Origin of the sequence: Paenibacillus lautus (assembly GCF_050482385.1) — a bacterium.
Classification (GTDB): Bacteria; Bacillota; Bacilli; order Paenibacillales; family Paenibacillaceae; genus Paenibacillus_AQ; species Paenibacillus_AQ lautus_B.
The window spans coordinates 185,684-210,850 of the sequence record NZ_JBCNHV010000022.1; the positions used below are offsets into that span (position 1 = coordinate 185,684).

At 49.8% G+C, this 25,167-nt stretch carries 23 protein-coding genes and 1 pseudogene; 9 read left to right on the forward strand and 15 right to left on the reverse strand.

Features of this window, described 5'->3' with window-relative positions; translation table 11 throughout:
* Positions 1-259: 259 nt before the first annotated feature.
* From tsaD to ABEW73_RS26210, 6 genes are all read right to left on the reverse strand, one after another.
* On the reverse strand, positions 260-1,309 hold the full coding sequence (tsaD, locus tag ABEW73_RS26185; RefSeq protein ID WP_430163272.1) for a tRNA (adenosine(37)-N6)-threonylcarbamoyltransferase complex transferase subunit TsaD: 1,050 nt from the start codon (positions 1,307-1,309) through the stop codon (positions 260-262).
* Positions 1,306-1,830: a ribosomal protein S18-alanine N-acetyltransferase gene (rimI, locus tag ABEW73_RS26190; protein WP_430163275.1), complete on the reverse strand. Its 525-nt coding sequence runs from the start codon at positions 1,828-1,830 to the stop codon at positions 1,306-1,308. Before rimI ends, tsaD begins: the two co-directional genes overlap by 4 nt.
* A gap of 19 nt (positions 1,831-1,849) precedes the next feature.
* Positions 1,850-2,641, reverse strand: a complete 792-nt coding sequence (tsaB, locus tag ABEW73_RS26195) for a tRNA (adenosine(37)-N6)-threonylcarbamoyltransferase complex dimerization subunit type 1 TsaB (protein WP_430163277.1) — start codon at positions 2,639-2,641, stop codon at positions 1,850-1,852.
* The gene (gene tsaE / locus ABEW73_RS26200) at positions 2,628-3,098 is read right to left on the reverse strand and encodes a tRNA (adenosine(37)-N6)-threonylcarbamoyltransferase complex ATPase subunit type 1 TsaE (RefSeq protein WP_430163280.1); all 471 of its coding nucleotides are present in this window, start codon (positions 3,096-3,098) and stop codon (positions 2,628-2,630) included. Before tsaE ends, tsaB begins: the two co-directional genes overlap by 14 nt.
* Positions 3,099-3,738: 640 nt before the next feature.
* Positions 3,739-3,921 (reverse strand): H-type small acid-soluble spore protein, encoded by a 183-nt coding sequence (locus tag ABEW73_RS26205; protein WP_430163283.1) that lies wholly within the window; start codon positions 3,919-3,921, stop codon positions 3,739-3,741.
* Between the two features lie 4 nt (positions 3,922-3,925).
* Complete coding sequence (locus tag ABEW73_RS26210) at positions 3,926-4,213, reverse strand: hypothetical protein (protein ID WP_430163285.1); 288 nt, start codon at positions 4,211-4,213, stop codon at positions 3,926-3,928.
* Positions 4,214-4,419: 206 nt separating this feature from the next.
* On the opposite strand from ABEW73_RS26210, the gene ABEW73_RS26215 reads away from it, so the two are divergent.
* The 3 genes from ABEW73_RS26215 to ligD are packed head-to-tail and all read left to right on the forward strand — an operon-like array spanning position 4,420 to position 7,183.
* Positions 4,420-5,349, forward strand: coding sequence for a Ku protein (locus ABEW73_RS26215; RefSeq protein WP_215157767.1), 930 nt, complete (start codon positions 4,420-4,422; stop codon positions 5,347-5,349).
* A 5-nt stretch (positions 5,350-5,354) separates the two neighbouring features.
* The gene (locus tag ABEW73_RS26220) at positions 5,355-6,260 is read left to right on the forward strand and encodes a DNA ligase (RefSeq protein WP_430163287.1); all 906 of its coding nucleotides are present in this window, start codon (positions 5,355-5,357) and stop codon (positions 6,258-6,260) included.
* 5 nt (positions 6,261-6,265) lie between these two features.
* Positions 6,266-7,183: a non-homologous end-joining DNA ligase gene (gene ligD / locus ABEW73_RS26225; RefSeq protein ID WP_076324724.1), complete on the forward strand. Its 918-nt coding sequence runs from the start codon at positions 6,266-6,268 to the stop codon at positions 7,181-7,183.
* Here ligD and ABEW73_RS26230 read toward each other — a convergent pair.
* A complete protein-coding gene (locus ABEW73_RS26230) occupies positions 7,166-8,257 on the reverse strand; it encodes an SPL family radical SAM protein (protein ID WP_430163289.1) in 1,092 nt (363 codons plus the stop codon). The genes ligD and ABEW73_RS26230 overlap by 18 nt on opposite strands.
* A gap of 229 nt (positions 8,258-8,486) precedes the next feature.
* On the opposite strand from ABEW73_RS26230, the gene ABEW73_RS26235 reads away from it, so the two are divergent.
* Both ABEW73_RS26235 and ABEW73_RS26240 read left to right on the forward strand, forming a co-directional pair.
* On the forward strand, positions 8,487-9,062 hold the full coding sequence (locus ABEW73_RS26235) for a TetR/AcrR family transcriptional regulator (RefSeq protein ID WP_430163292.1): 576 nt from the start codon (positions 8,487-8,489) through the stop codon (positions 9,060-9,062).
* Positions 9,063-9,111: 49 nt separating this feature from the next.
* Positions 9,112-10,182: a serine hydrolase domain-containing protein gene (locus ABEW73_RS26240; RefSeq protein WP_430163294.1), complete on the forward strand. Its 1,071-nt coding sequence runs from the start codon at positions 9,112-9,114 to the stop codon at positions 10,180-10,182.
* A gap of 61 nt (positions 10,183-10,243) precedes the next feature.
* On the opposite strand, the gene ABEW73_RS26245 is transcribed toward ABEW73_RS26240, so the two are convergent.
* Entirely contained in the window at positions 10,244-11,161 is a 918-nt protein-coding gene (locus ABEW73_RS26245) for a YitT family protein (protein WP_430163297.1), read from the reverse strand.
* A gap of 166 nt (positions 11,162-11,327) precedes the next feature.
* The gene (gene cls / locus ABEW73_RS26250) at positions 11,328-12,758 is read right to left on the reverse strand and encodes a cardiolipin synthase (protein ID WP_430163299.1); all 1,431 of its coding nucleotides are present in this window, start codon (positions 12,756-12,758) and stop codon (positions 11,328-11,330) included.
* 238 nt (positions 12,759-12,996) lie between these two features.
* Here cls and ABEW73_RS26255 point away from each other — a divergent pair, with 238 nt between their 5' ends.
* Together ABEW73_RS26255 and ABEW73_RS26260 are read left to right on the forward strand one after the other, a co-directional pair.
* Entirely contained in the window at positions 12,997-13,968 is a 972-nt protein-coding gene (locus ABEW73_RS26255) for a M23 family metallopeptidase (protein ID WP_430163302.1), read from the forward strand.
* A 33-nt stretch (positions 13,969-14,001) separates the two neighbouring features.
* Entirely contained in the window at positions 14,002-14,421 is a 420-nt protein-coding gene (locus ABEW73_RS26260) for a bactofilin family protein (protein WP_430163304.1), read from the forward strand.
* Positions 14,422-14,556: 135 nt separating this feature from the next.
* Here ABEW73_RS26260 and ABEW73_RS26265 read toward each other — a convergent pair whose 3' ends face one another.
* Positions 14,557-15,333, reverse strand: coding sequence for an ABC transporter permease (locus ABEW73_RS26265; RefSeq protein ID WP_430163307.1), 777 nt, complete (start codon positions 15,331-15,333; stop codon positions 14,557-14,559).
* Complete coding sequence (locus tag ABEW73_RS26270; protein WP_430163310.1) at positions 15,323-16,240, reverse strand: ABC transporter ATP-binding protein; 918 nt, start codon at positions 16,238-16,240, stop codon at positions 15,323-15,325. The genes ABEW73_RS26265 and ABEW73_RS26270 overlap by 11 nt, the downstream gene beginning before the upstream one ends.
* A 589-nt stretch (positions 16,241-16,829) precedes the next feature.
* On the opposite strand from ABEW73_RS26270, the pseudogene ABEW73_RS26275 reads away from it, so the two are divergent.
* Positions 16,830-17,021 (forward strand): annotated as a pseudogene (locus tag ABEW73_RS26275) (helix-turn-helix domain-containing protein); the annotation flags it as partial.
* A gap of 112 nt (positions 17,022-17,133) precedes the next feature.
* Here the strand turns inward: ABEW73_RS26275 and ABEW73_RS26280 are convergent.
* Positions 17,134-17,871: an LCP family protein gene (locus tag ABEW73_RS26280; protein ID WP_430163313.1), complete on the reverse strand. Its 738-nt coding sequence runs from the start codon at positions 17,869-17,871 to the stop codon at positions 17,134-17,136.
* A 584-nt stretch (positions 17,872-18,455) separates the two neighbouring features.
* Positions 18,456-18,773: a hypothetical protein gene (locus ABEW73_RS26285; protein ID WP_215157799.1), complete on the reverse strand. Its 318-nt coding sequence runs from the start codon at positions 18,771-18,773 to the stop codon at positions 18,456-18,458.
* A gap of 303 nt (positions 18,774-19,076) precedes the next feature.
* On the opposite strand from ABEW73_RS26285, the gene ABEW73_RS26290 reads away from it, so the two are divergent.
* Entirely contained in the window at positions 19,077-19,445 is a 369-nt protein-coding gene (locus ABEW73_RS26290; RefSeq protein WP_076324736.1) for a helix-turn-helix domain-containing protein, read from the forward strand.
* 91 nt (positions 19,446-19,536) lie between these two features.
* On the opposite strand, the gene ABEW73_RS26295 is transcribed toward ABEW73_RS26290, so the two are convergent.
* Positions 19,537-19,683: a hypothetical protein gene (locus ABEW73_RS26295; protein WP_179090689.1), complete on the reverse strand. Its 147-nt coding sequence runs from the start codon at positions 19,681-19,683 to the stop codon at positions 19,537-19,539.
* 320 nt (positions 19,684-20,003) lie between these two features.
* Positions 20,004-24,599 carry a glutamate synthase large subunit gene (gene gltB / locus ABEW73_RS26300; RefSeq protein ID WP_430163315.1) on the reverse strand — a complete coding sequence of 1,532 codons (4,596 nt, stop codon included), beginning with the start codon at positions 24,597-24,599 and terminating at the stop codon, positions 20,004-20,006.
* Between the last annotated feature and the right edge of the window lie 568 nt (positions 24,600-25,167).

The following is a 25,167-nucleotide window of genomic DNA, read 5'->3' on the forward strand; positions in this document are numbered from 1 at the left end:
ATTTGTGCGCAGCCGCTCTCACGGAGGCCATCCCGTAGCAAGGTCAAACTCCGCAATCCAATCCATGCCTGATCGGCATTTCATTGCGCAAGGTTCCCCCGCTCCGCTCCCAGGTGAGTTCAGGTTCCTCTCGTCTGCGTTGCACCGTCCCGCAGCTCTCTTCATCCAAGGTTCACCTTACTGGTCCTGTTCTTCGCGTTTCAACATTCTGAAATTTGATCAAGATTATACGTCCTATATAAAGACGTGTCAAGACGTTTTAGCTTAATGGCTCCGCCCAAAGTTCCAGCGACATTTGCGGGTCGGCCTTCATATCGAGCGCCGTAAAACTCCCCTGCTTCCATTTCAAATGTGCCGCGGCAGCAATCATCGCTCCGTTATCGGTACAATACTGAAATGGCGGGATCGTCAGCAAAATCCCTTCCTGCTTGCAACGTTCAGCCAAAACTTTACGGAGCCCGCGATTAGCGGCAACGCCTCCACACAGCAGCAGCTGTTTGGCATCATATGCTCTGACTGCCCGAACCGCCTTTTCCACGAGCACTTCGACCACCGATTCCTGGAAACCCCGGGCTATCGCTTCCGTCCGGACTTCCTCTCCACGCATTTTGCTCTGATTGACGACATTTAATACAGCCGATTTCAGACCGCTGAAGCTAAAGTCGTAGGAATCCGGCTCCAGCCATACACGGGGAAGCTCCACAACCTCTTCGGCCTCCAATGCCATACGGTCGACATGCGGGCCCCCGGGATACGGGAAGCCAAGCGCCCTGGCCACTTTGTCGTACGCTTCGCCAACCGCATCATCCCGCGTCCTGCCGATCAACTCAAAGCTGCCTTCATCTTTCATGTAGACCAGCTCGGTGTGGCCGCCGGAAACAACCAGCGCCATACAAGGGTAAGCGATATCGCCCACAAAGCGATTAGCGTAAATATGACCCGCAATATGATGCGTGCCGATTAGCGGCTTGCCAAGCGCAAACGCCAGGCTTTTAGCAGCCATGACGCCAACGAGAAGCGCTCCAACCAGACCAGGACCCTGCGTTACGGCGATCGCCGACAAATCCTTCATTTCAATGCCGGCCTCAGCTACGGCTTGTTCAATAATTAGCGTGATGCTCTCCACATGCTTGCGGGAAGCCACCTCGGGGACCACCCCGCCAAAAGCTTTATGCGTTTCAATCTGGCTGGCAATGACGCTGGACAAAACCTCGTAGCCATCCTTTACAACGGCAACCGAGGTTTCATCGCAGCTCGTTTCTATCGCCAATATGCAGCTGTGCTGTCGGTCTACTCTTTCTTCATTCATGATAGCCTTTGACTTCCTTCCTCGCCATCGTCCTCCCGATAAAGGGGCAGATCTGCCCACATGATGAGTGCGTCTTCCTGGTTATCGGAATAATACCCCTTCCGGACACCGGCTGGTTTAAACCCTTTTTTGGCATATAAGTGCTGGGCAACGTGATTGGATACCCGAACTTCCAGCGTCATTTTCTCCATTCCCATATAGGCAGCGGTCTTCATCAGTTCTGTAAGCAGTCGATCGCCCCACTTGCGTCCCCGGTACTGCTCCAGCAGCGCAATATTCGTAACGTGTGCTTCATCAACGATCGTCCACATGCCCGCATATCCAACCGTCTTGCCTTCGTACTCCATAATCATATAACGTGCAAAATGATTCAGTTTCAGCTCATTGTGAAAAGCTTCCTCGGTCCAAGGCACGGTGAACGCTTCGCGCTCCACCACGAGGACCTCCGGAATATCCTCCAAGGTCATCAACCGAAAGGACAAACCGTCTTCACCATCTACCGGCTTCTTCTGCTGATCCATGACGAATCCTACGCTCCCTTCACCGCTTACGCAGCAGGTTCGCTTCCGCTTCGGAAAGCTGTGTATAATTGGGTACCAGTGTATGCACATCATCCGCTTCCCCGGCGAGCAACCTGGCTGCTCCCAAGTACCCCATCCAGCGGCCTTCAAGCGAATACGGATGAATATGCAGCCCGTCTCCAAACCCAGGCTCAAGCCCGCGGGCGGTTTCGGCATGAAGCTCCACTTCCCCAGTAAACCAAAGGCAAACCGGGCGCTCCTCTTCAGGCAGCTTACTGATGCGTTCCTGTATGGCTTCCACCCAGGATTGCATCAGGCGAATACCGTCTTCTTCCATACGTATCGGCGCATCCTCTTGACTCTCTGAATCGGCAGCGAATAATGCCGTGTACACTTGTCCCCGTCTTGCATCCAGCAGCGGAATGACCCAGTGGACGCCCTTCTTCGGCTCGGCTTGATGCCATCCGGACTTCAAGCTCCCCCATGCCAAGGCATGCAGGCTGGATACTCCTACAACCGGGATGTGATTAGCCCATGCCAATGTTTTGGCAGCCGTTACCGCAATCCGGATCCCCGTATAAGAACCCGGCCCTACTCCTACGGCAATGCCGTCCATCTGGTCCATGCCGAGGCCTGCTTCCGCAAGCGCCTGTGCCATCACCGGGTGCAGATGCACCGAGTGGTTGCGGTCCGCATTCGTGTTAACTTCCGCCAGCAGCTTGTCCTGCTCCATCACGGATACCGCCAGCGATGCCGTAGACGTATCCAGCGCCAAAAACCGCTGCTGCGGCTTCGTGTCATTGTTGTTCATTCCAGCTACCCCATTTTTCATTCAAATCCCGGCACCACTCGCCATAGGGCTCGCCCTGGCTTGAAAGTGTGATGATCCGGTGAGTTTCGCCTGTCGTTTCAAGCTGGATATGCAGATAACGCTCCGGTAAAAGCTCGGTGATCAGGCTGCTCCACTCCACGAGACAAACCCCTTCGCCAAAAAAATACTCATCCAGCCCGAGCTCATCCGCTTCATCGATCGACAAACGGTACACATCCATATGGTAGAGCGGCAGACGCCCCTCATATTCTTTAATAATCGTAAATGTCGGGCTATTCACAACCCCGTTCACACCAAGGTGCTGTGCAAATTGTTGGGAAAATGCCGTTTTTCCTGCTCCAAGATCTCCGTCCAGGCCGATGACAGTCCCTGGCTCCGCCCTAGCGGCCAGCCATGCAGCAAGCTGCTCCGTCTCCTCCAGACTGCTTGAATTCATTCGAAACCGGCCCTCCGTACGGCCATTGTTCACTGATAATCCACCCTTTACTAGTTTGCCCATATCTTAAAATACTTGATCTTCATTATATCGGTCCTCCCAAGCCGCTGCAAGAACATGAGTTTCGCTTTTAAGACTGGGATGAGAAAAGAAACTCAACCCAGGTTTCAAACACTGACACGATGCAGTCAAAGATCAAGCCTTAGCCGGCAGATCTCCCTGAGGATGCGGTTGATCTCGATCTCCTTCTTACAAATGTCTCGATCTATTGGCTCACGGCTACAGCAGGCTCCTCTGCAAGAATCTGTAAAGAAAGCTCCAGTAATTGGAGCGCCAGCACCATATTCCTCGGTGCCCACGGGCGTGGCGGTCTTCCCCTAGGACCTTTCCATTCGGAGCATGGCTCAGCGCCAGTACAACATACTGCATTGGTCAGAATTCGACCGAGGCGGCCATTTCGCCGCATTGGAAGCTCCTGGTTTTGCTGGCTGATGATATCCGATTGTTTTTCAGAAGGTCGTTAACGACGTAGTCAACACAAACACACCTTATCCGGTTTCCGACGACATGGGACCCGTACAAGGTGTGTTTTTCGTGTTTATTAATGGATTAGACGGAGCTAAAGAGCCCCAACAGTAAGCTATTCGCCTTCTTTCAGCCGGTCTACGTTCACAGTCAACGTATTAGTCGGGCGGGAGCCAACCTGAACGGTGGCCATCCCGTTCTGCTGATCCACATGCTCGATCCACACGGACTCCCCTCCCAGGTTGACCTTGAAAGTATCCTTAGAGTTAAAAATCTCCACGGCTCTCTGTATCTCCATACGTTTAGTCCTCCTTCTCCATATTTCTTGGCGATTCGTCCACGACGTCCATCGTATCGGTTGTGGAAGGGCCGATCAGCCCGTTATCTAGGGTGACATTGCCTCCGCCAAGGCCTTCGTTGATCATCCGGTCAATATCGAACATCGTAGATTCCCGAGAGATCTCGCTCTCCTTCGAGGTTAGGCTGTTCCAATCCACCATCTCCCCGTTCACCGATTCTGCAGCGGAATGATCCGAGGCTCTGTCCTTCTGTATCTCTTCCGACGTTTCGATTTCTCTAGGCTCATTCATGACGAAAATTACCTCCTTATACAGGCAGAGTTCATCGTCAATATGCCACAAACAGGTTCTAATTATGCAATCCCGAGCTATAACTCATACTAGAGTCTTTTTTTGGGCACACTGATAGAGGTAGTTCAAAAATTTATATCGTCGTTTATAGCGTTTACTACACGGTCATACCCAACATATTAGAATTTGATAGGAGGTTTCATAGAATGCATACGGTATGGAAGGGCGCGATCAGCTTTGGTCTGGTGCACGTGCCCGTCAAGATGTTCTCGGCTACGGAAGATAAGGATATTTCGATGCGCTACATTCACAAGGAGTGCGGCAGCCCGCTCTCATACATCCGCAAATGTCCGGTATGTGAAGAGGAAGTGGCCTGGGAGGAAATTACGAAGGGGTACGAATATGAGAAGGGGAAATTCGTGCTGTTCGAAAAAGAGGAGCTGGAGCAGCTCGCGGAACAGAACAGCAAAAACATTACCATTCTGGACTTTGTGGATCTGACCGAAATTGACCCGATTTATTTTCAAAAGACGTACTATCTCTCGCCGGATCAAGCAGGTGCAAACGCATATCGGCTCCTGCTGGAAGCGATGAAGCAGTCCGGCAAAATCGGCATCGCCAAAATCGCCATTCGCTCGAAGAGCAGTCTGGCCGCGATCCGGGTGCTCGATGAATGCTTGTCGATCGAGACGATTTTCTACCCGGATGAAATCCGGCCGATCTCCCAGGTCCCGAATTTGCCTGAAAGAACCGAGGTCAACTCCAAGGAGCTCGATATGGCCAAACTGCTGATTGACCAGCTATCGACTCCCTTTGACCCTGAGAAATATACGGATGATTATCGCGAACGTCTGTTGGATCTGATCAACAGCAAAGTGTCCGGCGAAGAGATCAAGATTGCCCCTGCACGTCAGGAGACCAACGTTGTCGATCTGATGGCTGCCCTCCAGGCAAGCATCGAAGCGGTAAAGCCAATCGGAACGGATCCTGGCACCAAACCAAAGCCGCGTAAACCGACCCGGAAGACGGCTGCCAAAGAACCGGCTGCCAAGGTGAGCGGCGGGGAAGGCGAGCTTGACACACCGAAGCCGAAGCGCCGGACAACCAAATCCAAGAAATCCGACTCGACATCCTGAACCGTATGGGACAATTGCAGAATCTGCTGCCCAAAGAGCCGATGGCACCGATCTCGACGGATCAGATCACGACGGGTGAGGATTGGGGATATCAGCTAAAATGGGACGGCGTGCGCATTCTGGCCGGACTTGACCAGAACCGTGTATCGCTATACTCCCGCAAGCTGCTCGATAAAACATCTCTATATCCCGAAGTCGTTCAGGCATTATCCGGCCTTCAGGATCGGCGTCTTCTTTTGGATGGCGAGGTTGTCTATTTTCATCCGGAGCTTGGTCGCCCCGTATTTCAGAAGGTTCTTCAGCGGGAGCGTTCACGTGCGGTCAGCACGAACGCTCCTCTGTTTACTTATGTTCTCTTCGACATTCTGGTGGACGGCGACCAAGACATGCGTAAGCTGCCCTATCTTGAACGTCACCACCGCCTGAAGGAGATCGTTTCCGACACTCCGGGCTTGCTGACCGCGGATCTGTTTCTGGAGGGCGAGCATTTATGGAATTGGGCCGAAGAACGGGGATGGGAGGGCATTGTGATGAAGCGACTCTCCTCTCCTTATCGTGAAGGCAAGAAACATCGGGATTGGTACAAGAAAAAGATTGCCGTGAACATGACAGCCACCGCCGTCGCCATGATCATCAGGGAAGGCCGAGTGGCCAGCCTCGTCATTGCTGATGATGACAGCAACTACATTGGCCGGGCTTCCCTAGGGCTAAATGAGCAGACGAAAAAGAAGCTGCTGCAATATGCCGAAAGCCATCGTGCTGATGCGAGATGGGGTACGCTCCATACCGACTTGAAGAAAGAACAGCTGGCCTGGCTAAGCCAGCCGCTTTCCGTTCAGGTCACATTTCTCGAGTGGAGTCAGGATGGCATGATGCGCCATCCCAAACTCGTATCGATTGAGGGGGTGTAAACCATATGGCTCGTACCGTCAAAGGGACCCTGATGATCGAGGGACAGGAGATTCAAATTACGAATCCCGACAAACCGCTATGGCCGGAAGTCGGCATTACTAAAGCGATGTATCTGCAAAAGCTTGCGGCCATCTCCCCGTTCCTGCTCCGGTATTGCCGGGGCAGGCTGCTCACGACCATCCGGTACCCACACGGGGCCGAAGGCGAATCCTTCTATCAGAAAAATGCGCCGGAGCCGCTGCCGCCTTTTGTGCAGACCTATGTGCACGAAAATATTAACTACGTGCTGTTGAACGGACTGCCGGAGCTGCTCTGGCTGGGAAACCTGGCTGCGCTTGAGTTTCATCCTTCACTGCACCTCGCAGGCAGCAATCTGCCCTGCGAATGGATGATTGATCTGGATCCAACGCTGCCGGAAGAGCCGAGGATCATGGAAGCGACGGCCATTGTAGGGGACGTGCTGAGCTCCTTGGGCCTGTCTTCTGTCCCGAAAACCTCAGGCGCTACCGGGGTTCAGATCATCGTTCCGATTCCGGAAGGCATTACGTTCGATGAACTTCGCACGGTTGGCCAATTCGTGGGGCAATATGTGACGGAGAAGTTCCCTAAGCTGTTCACCATCGAACGGCTTAAAAAGAATCGCGGCGATAAAATCTACTTCGATTATCTTCAGCACTACAGCGGAAGGACGCTCGCCGCTCCTTATACCCCGCGGGCCCGGCGGCTGGGGACCGTCTCCACGCCGCTCACTTGGGACGAGGTCCGTCAGGATGTTTCTCCCACGGATTTTCATCTGCTGAACATTGAAGAACGGCTAAGAGAGAAGGGCGACCTGCTTCAGACCTTGCCTCCGCAACCGATAGAGAACGTCATCCGACATCTGAAGCCCCAAGGAAAGGGAGCCTCAAAAAGGAAAGGATAGCTGTTCAATATCCGGCATAAGCTCCTCCCCCGAGACCGGCGCTGCCGGTTGCGGCAGCTTCCTTGGCTGTGCAGGAGCAACCAAGTCCCGCGCTGAAAGAAGATGATCGCAAGCGCCTTCAACCTGCGTCCCGTTCTGTTGAGAAGTCCCGCTTGCGATCGTCCCGGACTTGCTCACGGCAGCAGCAGATGCTCCCGTGGTCAGTCCGTTCAGATTATATTCGTTCAGCAGCCTGGCTGCCATCGACTTGAAGGAACGCACGTAATGCTCTTCGGCATATGCGCCCTGTCCATATAATTCGCGGTACGGTTGAACCACTTCAGGAAACTGGTGTTTAAGTGTTTCGATATACCATTTCTTCACGTCGCGCGAGAGTCTCAATAACGAGATCATGGCAAAAGAAACGCCCCTTACCTTCGCCTGCGCCAAGAGGTCCTTCAGCTCTGACTCCTTATCCGTCAGAAAGGGCAGCACAGGCGCCACAAACAAGCCTGTTCTTATGCCTGCAGCCGATAATCGGTGGATCGTATCGAGCCTGCCCTCCGGATGAGGCGATGCCGGCTCCAGCTTCCGGATGATGTCCCCATTCAGCGTGTTGAGACTTATGTTGACGGACACATTCTCCATTCGGGTCAATATGTCCATATCTCTAAGCACGAGCGGAGAACGCGTTGTTACGCTTGTGGAGATGCGGTATTTAGCCAGCAGCTTCAAACACTCCCGCGTAATGCCCTCCTTGCTCTCGATCGGCTGGTACGGATCGGTTGCCGTACCGATCGTAACCTGTCCAATAGATCTCCGCATCGCTTCAATATCATGATCAAACTTCCTTGCCGCACTCGATAACTGCTTCTCAAGCGCTTCGGCTGCATTCGACTTCATAAAGATATGGTGCTGAAACTCATCTTCCGCCTCCATGCCGATAAAGGATTGGAAAGCGCGGGCATAACAAAAGCTGCAGCCATGCCCGCATCCGCGGTACGGATTGATGGACCAATCGAAGGGCATCCTCTCTTCCTTCACTCTGTTTAAAGTCTGTTTGGTCGTTATCCGTTCATATTTCGTACGAGCCACTCCTCTTCCTCCCCTCTGATCCTGTATTGCTGTATCTTGAACTATTTCATATTTTAACAAACATATGTTCTTATTATAAGTGGGTTTTACTGGATTTACAAATAACCCTCCAGCAACCCCTCATAAGAAAAGATTGAACCCGGTCCAATCAATCTTTATAATCCATATATATCATGTGATATGTATCAATGGTTCCACATATAAATAATCTAAGGAGCTGCAGACAGCAATGGCACCAAAAACGAAGTTCACCAAACAAGATATCGTGCTAGCCGCATTTGACATTGCTAAGACGGATGGAATCGAGTCCATTACGATTCGAAAAGTAGCCGAACGTCTGGGAAGCTCCATCGCGCCAATCTATGTCAATTTCAACGATGCTGAAGAATTGGTTCAACAGGTCGTCGAAAAGGCCTTTCAGGTGGCCAGAGGATTGATTGCAGAGCAGCAATCCGGTCAGCCGTTCCGGGATATCGGCATGGCAAGTCTGCGATTCGCGAAGGAATACCCTGTGCTCTACCGGGATTTGACCATGAAGAACAATCCCCATATGAAGAATACCCCGGAACAAATTCGTGAGGTGATCGGGTTAATGAAGTTGGACCCGGAGCTTGCGGGATTTTCTGATCAGGAGCTGCAATCGATTTTATTGAAAATGCAAACCTTCCAGACAGGTCTCTGTGTCATGCTAGCCAATGATTTGTTCACGGAGAGCGTGGATGACGACAGGATGATCCATATGATGGACGAAGCCGCTGAGGATTTCATACGTGGTGCTCGTTTGCGGAAACAGCAAGAGACATGAATCTGCATAAGGTGTCGATAAATTAGGATCCATGGGAGGTATATGGAGAATGGGAAGAGCCCTGGAGCAGTCGCTTCTGGATGAATGGTTGGCTCAGGTCGCCAATAAAAGAAATGTGTTTAGCATGGTTTTGTGCGTCGAGGACCAGAAGCAATCACTCTCCCTTGTCAGCAGCGGCGGGGAGATGCAATCTGAGGACCGCTATTTCATTGCCAGCGTGACTAAATTGTATGTGACAGCCGTAATCTTGAAGTTACGAGCGGAGCAGCGGCTTGGGCTTGATGATCCCATCAGCGAGTACCTTTCAAAAGAGATCATCGCGGGACTCCATATGATGGAGAACAGGGATTACACCGAAGAAATCACCGTCAAACAGTTAATGTCCAATACGTCAGGCATCCCGGACTATTTTTCCGGAAACGTCTTCTCGGAACTCATCGCCGGGCATGATCAGGCTTGGAGTCTGGACAAAACATTGAATGCAGCGAGACGGGGAAAGCCTAAATTCAAACCGGGACAAGCGAAAAAAGCCCAATATTCCGACACCAACTATCGGCTGCTTGGGCAGATCATCGAGAATATCAAGGGTGACTCCATTCAGAACGTATTCAAGGAATGCATCTTCGACAACCTGAATCTGACACAAACGTATGTCTATCATAATCCGGAGGATACGACTCCCGTTCCATTCTATTATAAGATGAAGCGTTTGGACCTTCCTCAGTATATGGCGTCAATCGGAGCGGAAGGCGGCATCGTCTCAACGGCAAGGGAAACGATGATTTTCCTGCGGGCCTTTTTTAACGGGGAGTTGTTCCCGATAGGTGATTTGGAGGAACTCCAAAGGGAATGGAACTTTCTCTGGGCACCTGGCCCCTTTTTCTATGGCATCGGCATTTCAAGACAGCCGCTTTCTCCATTTGGCTTGAGACGAGGACTCATCGGTCACTGGGGTCAATCCGGCGCATTTGCCTTCCATCACCCTGAATCAGGACTTTATTTCACCGGAACCGTTAACCAGGCTGTTGGTCAATCCGCGGCTGTGCAGGCGATGACGAGAATTATCCGTCAATATGGGCGGGAGAAGAAGGCACTACGCTTGCACGCAGATGTCCCTTAAACAAAAAATGTTCCACCCGCGTTAACTCTCAACATGGGTGGAACTTAGGAATATTGGTGTATTAATGAATGGCCTTCTTCTTAAAGCGGCCGCCCTTCACATCATGGATATTCCCGATGGCAACAAAAGCCTGGGAATCCCAATCTTCTACGATGGATTTGAGCTTCGCTTCTTCCAGACGGGTAATGACAACAAAGATAACTTTCTTGCTGTCGCCGGAATAAGCGCCCTCTCCCTCCAGATAGGTTACACCGCGCCCAAGACGTTGGGTCAGCGCATCACCGATCTCCTTATGCTTATCACTGATAATCCAAACCGATTTGGATTGATCAATGCCTTCAATTGTAATGTCAATCAGTTTAAACGCCAGGTAATAAGCAATCAGCGAGTACATGGCATGATCCCAGCCGAAAATAAATCCTGCGCTGCCCAGAATAAATACGTTAATGAACATCACGATTTCACCGACAGAGAACGGCGTCTTTTTGTTGATCAGAATAGCCACGATTTCCGTTCCGTCCAAGGAGCCGCCGGACCGGATAACAAGACCAACCCCGATTCCGAGTAGAACGCCGCCGAACACGGCCGCAAGCAGCGGGTCAATGGTGATCGGATCAACGGGATGTAGAAAATAAGTTCCCACGGACATGATCACTACGGCGAACAACGTGGATAATGCAAAGGTTTTCCCGATTTGTTTATATCCCATAAATAAAAATGGAAGGTTGAACAAGGTCAGGAATACACCTAGCGGAACATTGGTGATATGGGAAACCATAATGGATACACCGGTAATGCCCCCGTCAATAATTCTGTTAGGTACCAGAAAGATCTCCAGCCCTACGGCCATCAATATCGCACCGAAAGTTAAGAACACCAGACGACGGAGAAGCTTCAAGGTGGTTGAGCCTGCCTTGGGATTCTCCGGCTTCTGCTGCTCCGCTTTCACTTGCGCAAGAATCTTCACATCACTTGACATAAATCTCCCCCGTTCAACTTATGAAAAATAAGCTAATTTATATTTATAAGTGAAACCCTTATACATATTCTATCATACAATAAATGCTGGACATAGAACTTTCAGGTTTCTTCCTGAATTCCACTTGCTTTTCCGACATTCTGACATCTGATGTAAGATATTACACTTATAGTAAGGGTGATAGCATCCTGCATAAAATTTCGGCTGCTTTCTGCCATCTTCCGCGCTGACGAAACCTCTCCTCATCAATCCGCCTGCTCTGTTTGAGATCCTCCTTAAAATCCGCAACCAACTGCTCTATCGGCAGTTGGTCAAACAGTACGGCTGTCAGCTCAAAATTACAGAAGAAACTCCGCATATCCATATTCGCCGTACCGACTGAACCGAGAAGTTCGTCCACGATGAGCACCTTGGCGTGGATGAATCCTTTTTCATACTCGTAGAAGGTAACGCCAGCTGCCAGCAGCTCTTCCACGTAGGACAAGCTTGCCATTTTCACAAAACGGGAATCGGCACGATCCGGAATAATGATCCGTACATCCACTCCGCTCACCGCTGCCGTCTTCAGCGCCTCATATATCCCTTCATCGGGAATGAAATACGGCGTTGTGATCCATATCCGTTCTTTGGCTACGGAAATCGCCCCGAAGCACATCTCCTGAATGGCATTCCAGTTCAGATCCGGTCCGCTGCTCAATATTTGCACCTGCTCATTCCCGGTGCAATGATGCTCCGGGAACAGCCCGAAATCCGCAATTCGCTCTCCGGAAGCAAGCTTCCAGTCATGCAGAAACACATTTTGCAGGAAATAGACCGCATCTCCCTTAACTTCCAGATGTGTGTCGCGCCAGTAGCCCATTTTCGGATATTCGCCCAGATAGTCGTCCCCGACGTTAATCCCGCCAAGAAAACCGATCGTGCCATCCACCACGACGATTTTACGGTGATTCCGGTAATTGATTCTGCGGCTGAACATCGAAACCATGGCGGGCAGGAAGAAATAGAACTCCACTCCCGATTCCTTAAACCGCTGAATGAACGTTTTCTTGAGTTTATAGCTGCCAAGCCCGTCACAAACCAGACGTACCTTGACGCCTTCCTGCGCCTTTCGAATCATGACCTCCTGAAACTTCGTGCCGATCCGGTCATGACGAAAGATATAGAACTCCACATGGATGTGGTCTGTGGCCTGTTCCATCGCGCTCAGCATAGCAGCGTAAGTCTCTTCCCCATCCGTCAACACGCGGCTCTGATTACAACCTGTAATCGGACTCTCCGACAAATGATTAAGCAGATTGAACAAACGATCATTGTGATGGAATCCGGCGTTGTTCATACCTTCCTTGCGCCTGATAACGGCGGCCTGATCCCACAGGTGCCCCCTGATTTCCTGAAACAGTCTGGAGCCCCGTTTGCGAATCTTCAACCGCTTCTGATAGTCCCTCGCCACAAAGAAATAGAGTACAAACCCGATCAATGGGAGGCAAAATAAAATAAACAGCCAGGCCACGGCCTTGGACGGATTCCGAAACTCCAGCAACAGCACTGCAACCATCTGCAAAATAAAAGTAATAAGTGCGACCAGAAGCCATACCATATCGACAGCCTCCTCAGCATGAATAATAGTCGTATTTTGAACCGAATAACTACACTACATCATTGACCAATTCCATATGTATTTATTCAATTACCCAATGACGCACCATACTGAATAAGTTCTCTTATCTAATAATTTTTGACATGTTCTTCGAGAGAATAGAATACATACTAGATAAGGAGCTGGCCGAGTCTAGCGGGTACCCTGATTCATAAATGATGTATGGAAGGGAGATGCCATGAAAACCACACACCGTAAACAACGCTTAACCCTGCTGGTGCTGCGGGATGCCCAGCATTCAGTCAGACAGATCCATCTGTCCAAACCTCTAATGATAGCGGTACCCGCGGCCGCTATTTTGTCCATCGCCGGACTGATCGTTTCCCTGCAGATCCAGTCGGCCCAAACGATCTCGGGGCTCGAACAGCAGCTGATGCTCAGAAACCTGGAAGCCTTAAAGATGGAAGTGACGGTCACCGACAAGGAGGAAGCGATAGAACGACTAAACAAAGCTATCATTCAGCTGTCGGGTGAAGCAGAGCAAACGAAGGTCCAGATGGAGCGCGTTCAGCAGCTGGAGCAGGAGCTTCAACAGTTTATTCAGAAGCACGGCAGCTTATCAGGACAGACCTCCTCCATCACAGCTGAGGATAAGCAGCATGTCGGAGGGGAATTCATTGCCGTTCATGAGAATGAAATGTTAAGCCTCGCCAGGGAGACCCATGATGATTTCGAGGAGATTCAGCAGTTGATTTCACGTATGGAGCGCCATATTCCGCGTACGCTGGATCAAGCCCAGGAGACCCAAGAGAAACGTGAAGGCACACCCTCACTGTGGCCAACCACTTCTAAACGGCTGACTTCGAATTTTGGTTATCGGAGTGATCCTTTTACCGGGCGTTCGGCCTATCATGCCGGCATCGATATTGCCGGTAAAACCGGCGATCCGATCTATGCCGCAGGCGCTGGTGAGGTGACGGCAGCGGAACGCGGCGGAGCCCGGGGGCTTTATATCGTAGTCAAACATCCGAATGGTCTAGAGACCTGGTACATGCATCTGGACAGTCTGGCCGTGTCGGTAGGCGATCATGTCGAGCAAGGTGAATCCATTGGCAAGCTGGGATCCTCCGGGCGAAGCACAGGTCCTCATCTTCATTTCCAGGTCGTCAAAAACAACCAGACGATTGACCCATTGCCTTATCTGCAGTAAGCACCATCCATTCATGATGAGGAGGAATGTAATATGAAAAAGAAAAACAAGAACAAGCGGGCTTCCCAGCGAACAGATACGCTGATTGGACCAGGAAGTGAAGTTGAGGGCGTGCTGCAATGCGAGGATAATCTGCGGATTGACGGGCGCTTTAACGGCTCCATCGAAAGCCAAGGCTGTGTGACCATCGGCGAAGAAGCGATTGCCCGCTCCAATATCTCCGCTCGGGAAGTTATCGTGGCCGGCAAGGTGTATGGCGATGTGACGGCGGAAAACAAACTGACCATCACACCTACGGGACAGATGTACGGGGATGTTTACGCCGCTTCCCTGATCGTAATGGAAGGCGGACTTCTAAATGGAGCAAGCCGAATGGAGCATCAAACCTCGACTCAGGAAGCTGCGAAGTCAACGAACAGCGCACTGCCGCTTCAGCGCTCGGAAGCAGGTTAACCTGGCGTATGGACGACCACCCGAACCCGGCAGTTTTAGATCGATCGGCCCGTTCTTTCAGCCGACATCATCAAAGAGCCCCTTCCCATCCATGTGATTCACACGGGTAGAAGGAGCTCTTTTCTTATCCATAAATTAAGCTGCAACGTCTCTCTTCGTAAAGGCCAACCAAGAGATGAGCATAAACAACAAGCAATAAACAACCAGAATCGTGATGGAGAAACCCAGCCCCACTCCTCCCGGTCCGACAGCCGACTGAATATAGCCGCTTAGGTCGATGTGGAGAAAGAGTAAATACTTCGCCCATTCAAACCGCTCCGGATTAAAGATAAACCCGAAAATATCTTTGGTGAACAGGAGCATCAGCGACAATCCAATCGCCAGACCGCCAGAACGAAACACCGTAGAGAGCATAAACGCAATTAGCGAGATGACCAGCGCTTGGATCGTATCGGTCAGCAGGAGAAGCAGCGAGTTGTTCATCGATGATCCCGCCAATGCGTCTGATAATCCGGTATTGCCGGAAAACAACAGCAGCGAGATAGTGATCCCTGCCACGGCCGTAATCCCCGCACAGAGCAGACCGAATAGAACCAGGGAGGTGAATTTGGACAACAGAATCTTCCCTCGGCTCCACGGCCGGATCAGCAGCAATTTGATGGTGCCTCCGGCAAACTCCCCGGCCACGATATCCGCAGCGATAATTACCGTAAATATCGTACTTAGGTAGATGGTGAAACTCTCCGTCCATGTAAATACGGTCCAGACATCCATCGGCGCATTCGTATAGTACAGCATGATAGGCATGGCCGCATTAAACAAGAGGAGAATCGCCAGCATGACCCATGTCCGTACACGATAGTAAATTTTCATATTCTCATTGGCAACAAGACGGGTAAAGTTATTCAACAACGGATCCCCCTCCCGTCATTTCCAAAAATTGATCCTCTAGCGAACGGGTCACCGGCTGTATGGCATATACGCGTATGCCTGCCCCAACCAATGCCGCGTTGATATCCGCAATCATATTCTCGTCGCCGCGAACAATGATTAGGTGATCGCGGGCTGACGCTTGATATTCCTGGAGCAGCGCTACCGCTGCATCCGCATCATTGACGGTAAATGCGGTCTCTTCAAACACCCGCTCTCCCTCAGCCGTCCGTAGCTGACGGATATCAATCAGCTTGCCGTGACGTATGATGCCAACGGTGTCACACATCAGCTCCATCTCAGACAGCAAATGACTGGAGACGAATACGGTCGTCCCTTCCTCCTGCGTCAATCTGCGCAAATAATCACGCAGCTCCCGAATGCCCTGCGGGTCCAAGCCATTCGTAGGCTCGTCCAGGATCAGAAGCTTCGGCCGGTGCAGCAGCGCCTGTGCCACGCCAAGCCGTTGGCGCATCCCCAGCGAATAGGTCTGCACTTTCTCATGAATCCGATTCCCGAGCCCGACAAGTTCCACTACCTCATCGATACGTTCTTTGGTAATGCCCTGCATCATGCGCGCAAAATGCTTCAGATTGTTATAACCAGACAAAAATTTATACATCTCAGGGTTCTCAACGATCGCCCCAATCTGAGCGGCTGCCTGTTCATAATTCTTCCGTATGCTGTAACCCCCGATGGTAATATCCCCTTGGGTAATGGACATCAGCCCAACCATCATGCGAATGGTCGTTGTCTTACCTGCTCCGTTCGGCCCAAGAAACCCGAAAATTTGTCCAGGTGGGATATCTAAAGTCACATGATCTACCAAAACCTTGGACGAGATTTTCTTCGTAACCCCTAGCAGTCTTACCAGCGGTTCCTGCTTCATGTAATCTATTCTCCTTTGCCCTTGTATCATGTCAATCTCCACAATTATACAATACTAGAGCAAAGGACAAAATTGTTGAAATGCATGACCCCTACACTGCATCGTAATGGAGCCGTCTACTTGCGATGCACCAACAAAGCCGATTGACACTCCTTGCAGACTCCCGCCGGAACATTATGCTTATAGAAGCCGGTTTTATACAAGCTGTGGCTTTGGGTAATGGGAAGCATCCGACAGCAACTGACGCAATACATCATCACTTCTTTCATCCCGTCATCTCCTCTTTCGGGATTGATGCATCTATTCTATGTACAGCATGATACAAAATGTATCCACTACAAAAATTCTATATAAATTGTTACTCCTTGTCAAACGTAAATAAATCAAATCATGTTAAGACTACAGGACCTAAAATGTCCATTATATCAGAAGGTTAAAGATACATTTTTTTCTAAATTTTAAATAATTGCTACAATATGTATTGACGATAGGCGGAAATTAAGATACATTTTGTATCATATTAGATGTTTTTATATGATGTATGTTTATTTATTCTAAATTAATGGAACTTGTAGAGAGGTGAGTATGAATGTCATATGGATCTCGCATTGCAAAATTGCGGGAGCAAAAAGGTTGGACCCAGGAAGAGCTATCCGAACGTATTGGAATCAGTCGGGCTTCTTTATCACATTATGAAAAGGATCGCCGAGAACCAAATCTGGAAACGCTAACAAGATTAGCGGACGTATTTAAAACCACGATTGATCAAATCATTGGAAGATAGTCTGTTCAATCCCCCCACTCCATAAATAATCAAAATGACCTAAACCTTCGTTATTCAACTTCACACACAAAAACCCCCTCTACTCAAAAAGGGGGTTTTGTGTTCCGAGTCATTCCATATACGCTTGTAAAGTAGACGTTATCTTTTCTCTTTCTTGATCACCGACGATATAATACCAAACTCCATTCATTTTTTGTCCATGGCCAGCAATTTCAACCTGCTCAACCTTTTTCAGTTTTTGACGGTACTCTGTTACAAACACCTTCATCTCTTCAAACGAAATATCCGTTTTGACATTGTTTCCAATGTCATCTAGAAGCGATTCCAATTTAAAAACAGTCGAAATCCTGATTAACTTATTTAAGATCCCTTTCAGAATCTCACGTTGCCTTGCATTTCTGCCTAAGTCTCCCTTAGGATCTTCAAACCTCATACGCGAGAATGCCAGTGCTTCCTCACCGTTTAAGTTTAACTTCCCCTGATCAAAGTTATAGCCTGCATAATCGAACCGCATATTGTTATTTACGGCGACTCCGCCCAATGAATCTATAATGCTGGAGAAGCCCTCCATGTCCACTTTAATGTAGTAATCGATAGGGAATTGCAAAAAATGCTCGACGCTGCTGACCGACATCTCAACGCCCCCAAAGGCATAGGCATGGTTAATTTTATCCACCGTACCATGTCCGACAATATCAGTCCTGGTATCACGAGGAATATTAAAAATCAATACTGACCCCTTTGCAGGGTTTACTGCCATTAATATCATGACGTCGGATCGCCCACGATCATAGGGCCTTTGGTCTACGCCCAAAACCAGAACAGTAAATGGATCAGCGTCCTTCATATTTTTTTCTCCGACCTGAATTGTCGTCCGATCCTGTACGAAGGTTGGGACTACAGGCGAAGGCTCCCGTTCTTCGTAAATCCGATTTGCTGTCGATTTAATGGATTGATACGTGTACAGAAGATACGCAGAAGGCAGCAGTATAAGAATAGCTAGAAGCCACAGGACCCATTTCCTTCTCATTTTCATCCAGTGATGCCCTCCATTGCATTGACCTTATCCTGTTCCGTTAAAGGTCGATGTTGAATCATTAAATACATTGAATTATTGAATTCATAGTGAACAAGGGTCAGGAGAATAAGAACTCGCAGAAATATGTATCGAGGAGGCTTCATGATTACAATGAACTAAATATACAACTCCAATTCAAGATTAAATATAAATCTACATATGAAATCATATAATCAAGTTCATTTATAGTAGGAGAAAAACAACGATATTCTAAACCCGTCCCGCATCATGCACAAGGATTTAAGGTAAAAGAACTAATGACCAAGCAACATAAATATAGTAGAATATCAATAAACCATGATAATGATTCATCGTGAATACCTGTTCGCTGCAGGCTATCCATGAATTACGTTTCAGTTATAGAGACTCATTTTATTCGACTCGCTGTGACCGAACATCATTCGGTTCAACATACCCACGATACGGGTCTTTTTATCGCCGTCTGTATAGAATTCCGTATGATACAATTGGCGTCCATAAAAGAGTCCCCTTGATTCAATGTGGCCTGAAAGCAGAATATGATCCACATTATCATCAATTTCGTAACCCAATATAACATTAGAATGAATCGGTATTTCCCAAGGACATAGGAATACAAGACCACTTGGCAGCAACTCTAGCGGTGTAACGGAATGACTTTTCCCATGAATGGTTAATTCCCCGATCTGCATGACTCTAATCCTTACTGTAATTTGGTGTTGCCGTTCTCGTAACATTGGAGGTAACTCATCCGCTCCTTATTATAATTTTTTGGTATGGGACATTTCCGCACTGGATAAAATGATACTAACTGTACCCAAACCTTTACATTGCAGATACAATATGTATCTTATTAATGTTTATAATACGATACATATTGTATCTAGTCAATAAAAAGTAGTCTTTTTATGTATATAATAAATCGGCAATTTCAACTTATAGATCTATTCAATTAACTTCTATAGATACAAGCCATTCGAAAGGGGGATCAATGCGTGAACTACGGAGAACGAATATCTGAATTACGTGAACAGCATGGGTGGACTCAGGAAGAGCTCGCTACCTCTGTCGGTATTACACGTGCTGCACTATCCCATTATGAAAAAAATCGGCGCAAGCCCGATTTCGAAACATTGACCCGCCTGGCAGATCTGTTTGACGTATCCATAGATTATCTGATCGGGAGAACGACACAGGAAAAAACGGTGCTTGATGCGGAGGTTCGATCGTTTGTGGACGGACTTGAACTATCCGATGAGGATTTATTGGAACGCTTTAACCTTACGGTGGACGGCCGCAAGCTCACTGAAGATGAAGCCAAGCGGTTCATTGCATTTGTTCGCATGGAACGGGCCATGAAATAACGCCTTTACGCCCAATAACTACAAATCCCCGACGTGTAGGATACTACGATCACAACATGTCGGGGATTTTCTTGTCACCATGAGACCCTATCTAATCTTTTCGTAATTCCTCCATTTGCAGCCATTTATCAGGATGGATTCCCAATTGAGTCATGAGCTTATTGATGTCGATGTTCGTTTTCTGTTGGTCAAGCCGCTGCTCGGTGCTTCCGGAGCCTCTCTCCTTGTCCACACTCATTTCCACAACTACCTCGCTTATCTATAATTTCCTCTCCATCCCAGCTGCTCATACTTGTTGAAATTACATGTATACAGCAACAACCTATTAAACAACTTACTTACCAATATTATAACCAACGAATCCACATGATGCTGTCGTCTTGTGGAGCCTTTGTCCTATGCTTCCGGTTCTAATTTTGTCGAATTTTCTTTTGAAATATTTTGTTGAAAATACAAATTTCTTAATTAGACTCATCGTAACTTATTTATATATGAAAAAAAACCACATTGCATTCATTAAAGAACACAATGTGGTTTCCGATAACATAACATCAGATGTTAGTTCCCTGTACGAGCCAATTCTTTCATATTCGCCTCAAATGCGGCGAGAAGTGCAGCTTCACCCGCCAGGCCTTGATCTTGAGCCTTCTCGATATGCAGCAGCATGCGCTTGTAATCCTTCGGAATGATACGGACAAAGTGGCTGAGCGCCTGATCCCAATCTCCTAGAATTTGCTGTGCCGGCACACTGCCGGTGTACTGCTCATGCTGCTGGACAAGATGATGGAGTGCTTCCGCTTCTGTTGTATCCTCCACCCGCTCAAGGAGCACCATCTCCAGATTGCAGCGATCCACAAAAGTTCCTTCAGGATCATAGACGTACGCTACACCGCCGGACATCCCGGCCGCGAAGTTACGTCCGGTTTCTCCGAGCACGACTACCCGCCCGCCGGTCATGTATTCACAGCCATGATCGCCAACGCCTTCAACCACAATGCTCGCACCCGAGTTACGAACGGCAAAGCGCTCGCCGGCAATGCCTCTTACGTAGGCTTCACCGCCTGTAGCACCATAGAACGCGGTATTACCGGCAATAATGTTCTCCTCGGCTTTGAAGGTTGCTTTCGGTGAAGGCTTCACGATCAGCTTGCCGCCGGAAAGGCCTTTACCGATATAGTCATTCGCATCCCCTTCAACCATCAGTGTCATCCCTTTCGGCACAAAGGCACCAAAGCTCTGTCCTGCGGAACCCACGAAGTTAAATTGAATCGTGTCTTCAGGTAGTCCAGCCGCGCCGTATTTGCGCGTGACTTCACTGCCCAGAATGGTACCTACTGCACGATCCACGTTCGTGATCGGGAAGGTCCCTTCCACCGCTGCTCCCGATTCCAATGCAGGTGCAGCGCTGCCGAGCAGTGAACGCATATCCAGCGTTTCTTCCAGGCCATGATTCTGTCTTTGCGTACGGTAGCGAGTGCTGCCTTCCGGAAGCTCCGGCGTATACAGCAACGCGGAGATATCCACGCCTTTCTTCTTCCAGTGATGATCCGCTTTGACGGCATCCAGGCAATCGGTACGTCCAATCATCTCATTAATAGTGCGGAAACCAAGCTCTGCCATCAGCTCGCGCATGTCTTGAGCGACAAAACGCATAAAATTGGCCACATGCTCCGGATCTCCTGTAAAGTTCTTACGCAGCTCCGGATTCTGCGTGGCTACGCCAACCGGACAGGTGTCCATTTGGCAGACACGCATCATGATACATCCGACGGCAACCAATGGTGCCGTAGAGAAGCCATACTCTTCGGCTCCAAGCAGAGCCGCTACCACCAAGTCGCGACCGTTCAGCATTTTGCCATCTGTTTCGAGCACCACGCGGTCACGCAGATTGTTCATGATGAGTGTCTGATGGGTCTCGGCAAGGCCAAGCTCCCAAGGCATACCCGCATGACGGATCGAGCCTTGCGGCGAAGCACCCGTACCGCCATCGTAACCACTGACCAGAATGATGTCCGCGCGGCCCTTCGCAACACCTGCAGCGATCGTACCCACACCCACCTCGGATACAAGCTTCACGTTAATATCCGCACGCGGGTTGGAGTTCTTCAGGTCGTAAATAAGCTCCGCCAAATCCTCAATGGAGTAAATATCATGATGCGGCGGCGGCGAAATCAGACCAACACCTGGCGTCGAACCACGAACCTCGGCTACCCAAGGATATACTTTACGGCCCGGCAGCTGTCCGCCTTCGCCCGGCTTCGCCCCCTGCGCCATCTTGATCTGGATTTCGTCCGCGTTCACCAGGTAGTTGGAGGTTACGCCGAAACGTCCCGAAGCCACCTGTTTGATGGCGCTGCGGCGGGAATCGCCGTTGGCATCAGGGATGAAACGGGCCGGATCCTCTCCGCCTTCACCCGTATTGCTCTTGCCTCCGATGCGGTTCATCCCGATCGCAAGGCTCTCATGCGCTTCCTTGCTGATCGAGCCGAATGACATCGCGCCCGTTTTGAATCGGCGCATAATGGATTCTACGGATTCAACCTCATCCAGTGGTACCGGTTCGCCGGCCGGCTTGATTTCGAGCAGTGAGCGCAGCGTAAGATGCTGCTCATTCTCACCTTTCACAAGCTCTGCATATTTTTTATAAGTTGCATAGTCATTGGTTCGGACAGCCTGCTGCAGCAAATGGATGGTTCTTGGGTTGAACAAATGCTCTTCCCCGTCAGCTCTCCATTGATATTCGCCGGCTGAATCCAGCGCTTTATCGTTCCCATCCTTATCGGTAAAGGCGCGCTCGTGATGGGCCAGCGTTTCCTTAGCCACTTCTTCCAAACCGATGCCCCCGATACGGGATGGCGTCCGAGTGAAATAGCTTTCCACGAAATCTTCTTTGAGGCCGACAGCCTCAAAAATTTGGGCCCCGCGATAAGATTGGATCGTGGAGATCCCCATTTTCGACAACACTTTGACAACGCTCTTACTTGCCGCCTTAATGTAATTCTTCACGGCTTTCTCATGCGAGATCCCGCGAAGCATGCCTTCCGAAATCATGTCATCCAGTGTTTCGAACGCCAGGTACGGGTTGACCGCACTCACGCCGTAACCGAGCAGCAGGGCATAATGATGGACTTCGCGAGGCTCGCCGGATTCAAGCAGGATCGCCACCTTGGTCCGGGTTTCCTGACGGATCAGGTGATGATGGAGCGATGAAACGGCAAGCAGCGATGGAATCGCAGCATTGTCTTTATCCACGCCGCGGTCCGACAAGATCAAGATGTTGTGTCCCTTGGCAATAACCCGGTCCGCTGCCTCGCAGAGGGTATTGATCGCCTGGCGAAGTCCTTCTGCACCTTCCGCTGCCGGAAAGAAGATCGGAATGGTCATGGACTTGAAGCCGGGACGGCGAACGTGGCGCAGCTTCGCAAAGTCTTCATTCGAGAGCACCGGCGAATCCAGACGGATGTGACGGCAGCTTTCGGGCTCCGGCTTCAGCAGATTACGCTCCGGACCGATTGTTGTTGCCGTTGAAGTGACCAGTTCTTCACGAATCGCATCAATCGGAGGATTCGTCACCTGAGCGAACATCTGCTTGAAGTAGTTGAACAGCCTCTGCGGACGATCGGACAACACCGCAAGCGGTGCATCATATCCCATGGATGCAACAGCTTCCGCACCCGTGATCGCCATCGGCTCCAGCACTTTGCGCAGCTCCTCGTACGTGTAGCCGAACGCCTGTTGCAGCTGACGTACATTTTCATGCTTCGGATCCGGCAGTTCCGGCGCGTCAGGAAGATCATGAAGCTCTACCAGATGTTCATCCAGCCATTCAGAGTACGGAAGTTCGGCGGCGATGCTTGCTTTGACTTCTTCGTCGGAGATAATCCGTCCTTCCTTCGTGTCGACCAGCAGCATCCGGCCAGGACGCAAGCGGTCCTTATACAGCACATTTTCCGGCGGGATATCTAATACGCCCGCTTCGGAGGACAGAATGATCAGATCATCCTTCGTGACATAATAACGGGATGGACGCAGTCCATTCCGGTCCAGGGTAGCCCCGATCTGGACACCATCCGTGAACGCCATCGCAGCCGGGCCGTCCCACGGCTCCATCAGTGTGCTGTGGTATTCGTAGAATGCTTTTTTGGTCTTATCCATGCTCTCATGGTTGCTCCACGGCTCAGGGACCATCATCATGGCCACATGCGGCAGGGAACGACCGCTGAGATACAGGAATTCAAATGTATTATCGAACATCCCGGTATCGGATCCGTCCGGGTTGATGACAGGTTTTACCTTCTCCAGATCGCTTCCGAACAGTTCATGCTCAAACAGCGATTGACGGGCGTGCATCCAGTTGACATTCCCGCGCAGCGTGTTGATCTCGCCGTTGTGAATCATGAAGCGGTACGGATGCGCGCGTTCCCAGCTTGGGAACGTGTTCGTACTGAAACGGGAGTGAATCAGTGCGATAGCGGATTCCAATCCCTCTTCCTGCAGGTCCAGGTAAAATTCCCCCACCTGCTCTGTCGTTAACATGCCTTTGTATACGATTTTCCGGCAGGAAAGGCTGGATACATAGAAGCTGTCGCCTTCGGGCTTGCCGCTGTAACGGATAGCCAGCTCGGCGCGACGGCGGATGACATACAGCTTGCGCTCGAACGAGAGATCATCCAGAATGTCGGCGCTTCGTCCAATGAACACTTGGCGGACATACGGCTTTGCCGCTTTTGCTGATTTACCCAGCATTTCATCATGGGTTGGTACATCACGGAAACCAAGCAGGGTCTGACCTTCTTCTGCAATAATCGAAGCCAACTGGTCCTCATGGGCCAAACGGACAGCAGGATCATGGGATAGGAACAGCATGCCGGCACCATAATGCCCGGCTTCCGGAAGCTCAAAGCCCAGCTTCGCTGCTTCGGAGGAGAAGAAGGAGTGAGGAATTTGCAACATAATCCCAGCACCGTCACCGGAGTTCGGCTCGCTGCCCTGACCGCCTCGATGCTCCATATTGGCAAGCATGGTCAGCGCGCTGCTGACGATTTCATGGGATGGCTTACCCTTGATATGGGCAACAAAACCCATACCGCAAGCATCTTTTTCAAACTGCGGATCATAGAGGCCCTGCTTCTGGGGAAAATCAGTATGTTTCATAAGATGCAACCTTTCTTTGTATAGAATAAAATGCTGCTGATCAATAACAGGAAACATAAAATGCGTGTTCAAAAAGGTCGGTTTTCAGCACCGAGAAGATTGGATGAAGCTAGGGACTGAGGAGTGGAGCGTACGTTTTTGGTACGTGAGCACCGGAAGGCCCGGCTGAATTCAAGATTCGATGCCGAGTCGCTTCCTGATTCACTTCGTGTTAGATATAGGATTTATAAGTTATCAACGGAGTTGATGAAATCCTATATCGCAAGAAAACCTACTTCTGAATCGCGGTCGCTCAGCCTTGAATTTGCCTCGATTGGTTCTCTTATCAAAAGCGGACTTTTTGAACCACCTCTTAAAGGTTGGACATCAATCCTCTCCTGCAGTGAACACACTGTCATGAGGCGATGCAGTATTGTGCAAAAGCGGCAAGGGGTAACATTTACCTAACACGTAAGATTTATTAGTTCTATATATTTTAGCACCGTCATACAGTGCAGGCAATTCAAAGTTTTTATGAATTTGATAAGAATTGTTTTTATGAGAGTTATCACAAGACATTGTTAAAACT

Coding starts and splice junctions, on each gene's coding strand:
- ABEW73_RS26260 (WP_430163304.1), top strand. CDS start 14,002: ATGAAAAAGAAAAACAAGAACAAGCGGGCTTCCCAGCGAACAGATACG.
- tsaE (WP_430163280.1), bottom strand. CDS start 3,098: ATGAATTCAAGCAGTCTGGAGGAGACGGAGCAGCTTGCTGCATGGCTG.
- ABEW73_RS26295 (WP_179090689.1), bottom strand. CDS start 19,683: ATGAGTGTGGACAAGGAGAGAGGCTCCGGAAGCACCGAGCAGCGGCTT.
- ABEW73_RS26280 (WP_430163313.1), bottom strand. CDS start 17,871: ATGAAGGACGCTGATCCATTTACTGTTCTGGTTTTGGGCGTAGACCAA.
- ABEW73_RS26210 (WP_430163285.1), bottom strand. CDS start 4,213: ATGAATGAGCCTAGAGAAATCGAAACGTCGGAAGAGATACAGAAGGAC.
- gltB (WP_430163315.1), bottom strand. CDS start 24,599: ATGAAACATACTGATTTTCCCCAGAAGCAGGGCCTCTATGATCCGCAG.
- cls (WP_430163299.1), bottom strand. CDS start 12,758: ATGGTATGGCTTCTGGTCGCACTTATTACTTTTATTTTGCAGATGGTT.
- ligD (WP_076324724.1), top strand. CDS start 6,266: ATGGCTCGTACCGTCAAAGGGACCCTGATGATCGAGGGACAGGAGATT.
- ABEW73_RS26285 (WP_215157799.1), bottom strand. CDS start 18,773: ATGCAGATCGGGGAATTAACCATTCATGGGAAAAGTCATTCCGTTACA.
- tsaD (WP_430163272.1), bottom strand. CDS start 1,309: ATGAATGAAGAAAGAGTAGACCGACAGCACAGCTGCATATTGGCGATA.
- tsaB (WP_430163277.1), bottom strand. CDS start 2,641: ATGAACAACAATGACACGAAGCCGCAGCAGCGGTTTTTGGCGCTGGAT.
- ABEW73_RS26270 (WP_430163310.1), bottom strand. CDS start 16,240: ATGAAGCAGGAACCGCTGGTAAGACTGCTAGGGGTTACGAAGAAAATC.
- ABEW73_RS26215 (WP_215157767.1), top strand. CDS start 4,420: ATGCATACGGTATGGAAGGGCGCGATCAGCTTTGGTCTGGTGCACGTG.
- ABEW73_RS26245 (WP_430163297.1), bottom strand. CDS start 11,161: ATGTCAAGTGATGTGAAGATTCTTGCGCAAGTGAAAGCGGAGCAGCAG.
- ABEW73_RS26205 (WP_430163283.1), bottom strand. CDS start 3,921: ATGGAGATACAGAGAGCCGTGGAGATTTTTAACTCTAAGGATACTTTC.
- rimI (WP_430163275.1), bottom strand. CDS start 1,830: ATGGATCAGCAGAAGAAGCCGGTAGATGGTGAAGACGGTTTGTCCTTT.
- ABEW73_RS26235 (WP_430163292.1), top strand. CDS start 8,487: ATGGCACCAAAAACGAAGTTCACCAAACAAGATATCGTGCTAGCCGCA.
- ABEW73_RS26240 (WP_430163294.1), top strand. CDS start 9,112: ATGGGAAGAGCCCTGGAGCAGTCGCTTCTGGATGAATGGTTGGCTCAG.
- ABEW73_RS26220 (WP_430163287.1), top strand. CDS start 5,355: ATGGGACAATTGCAGAATCTGCTGCCCAAAGAGCCGATGGCACCGATC.
- ABEW73_RS26255 (WP_430163302.1), top strand. CDS start 12,997: ATGAAAACCACACACCGTAAACAACGCTTAACCCTGCTGGTGCTGCGG.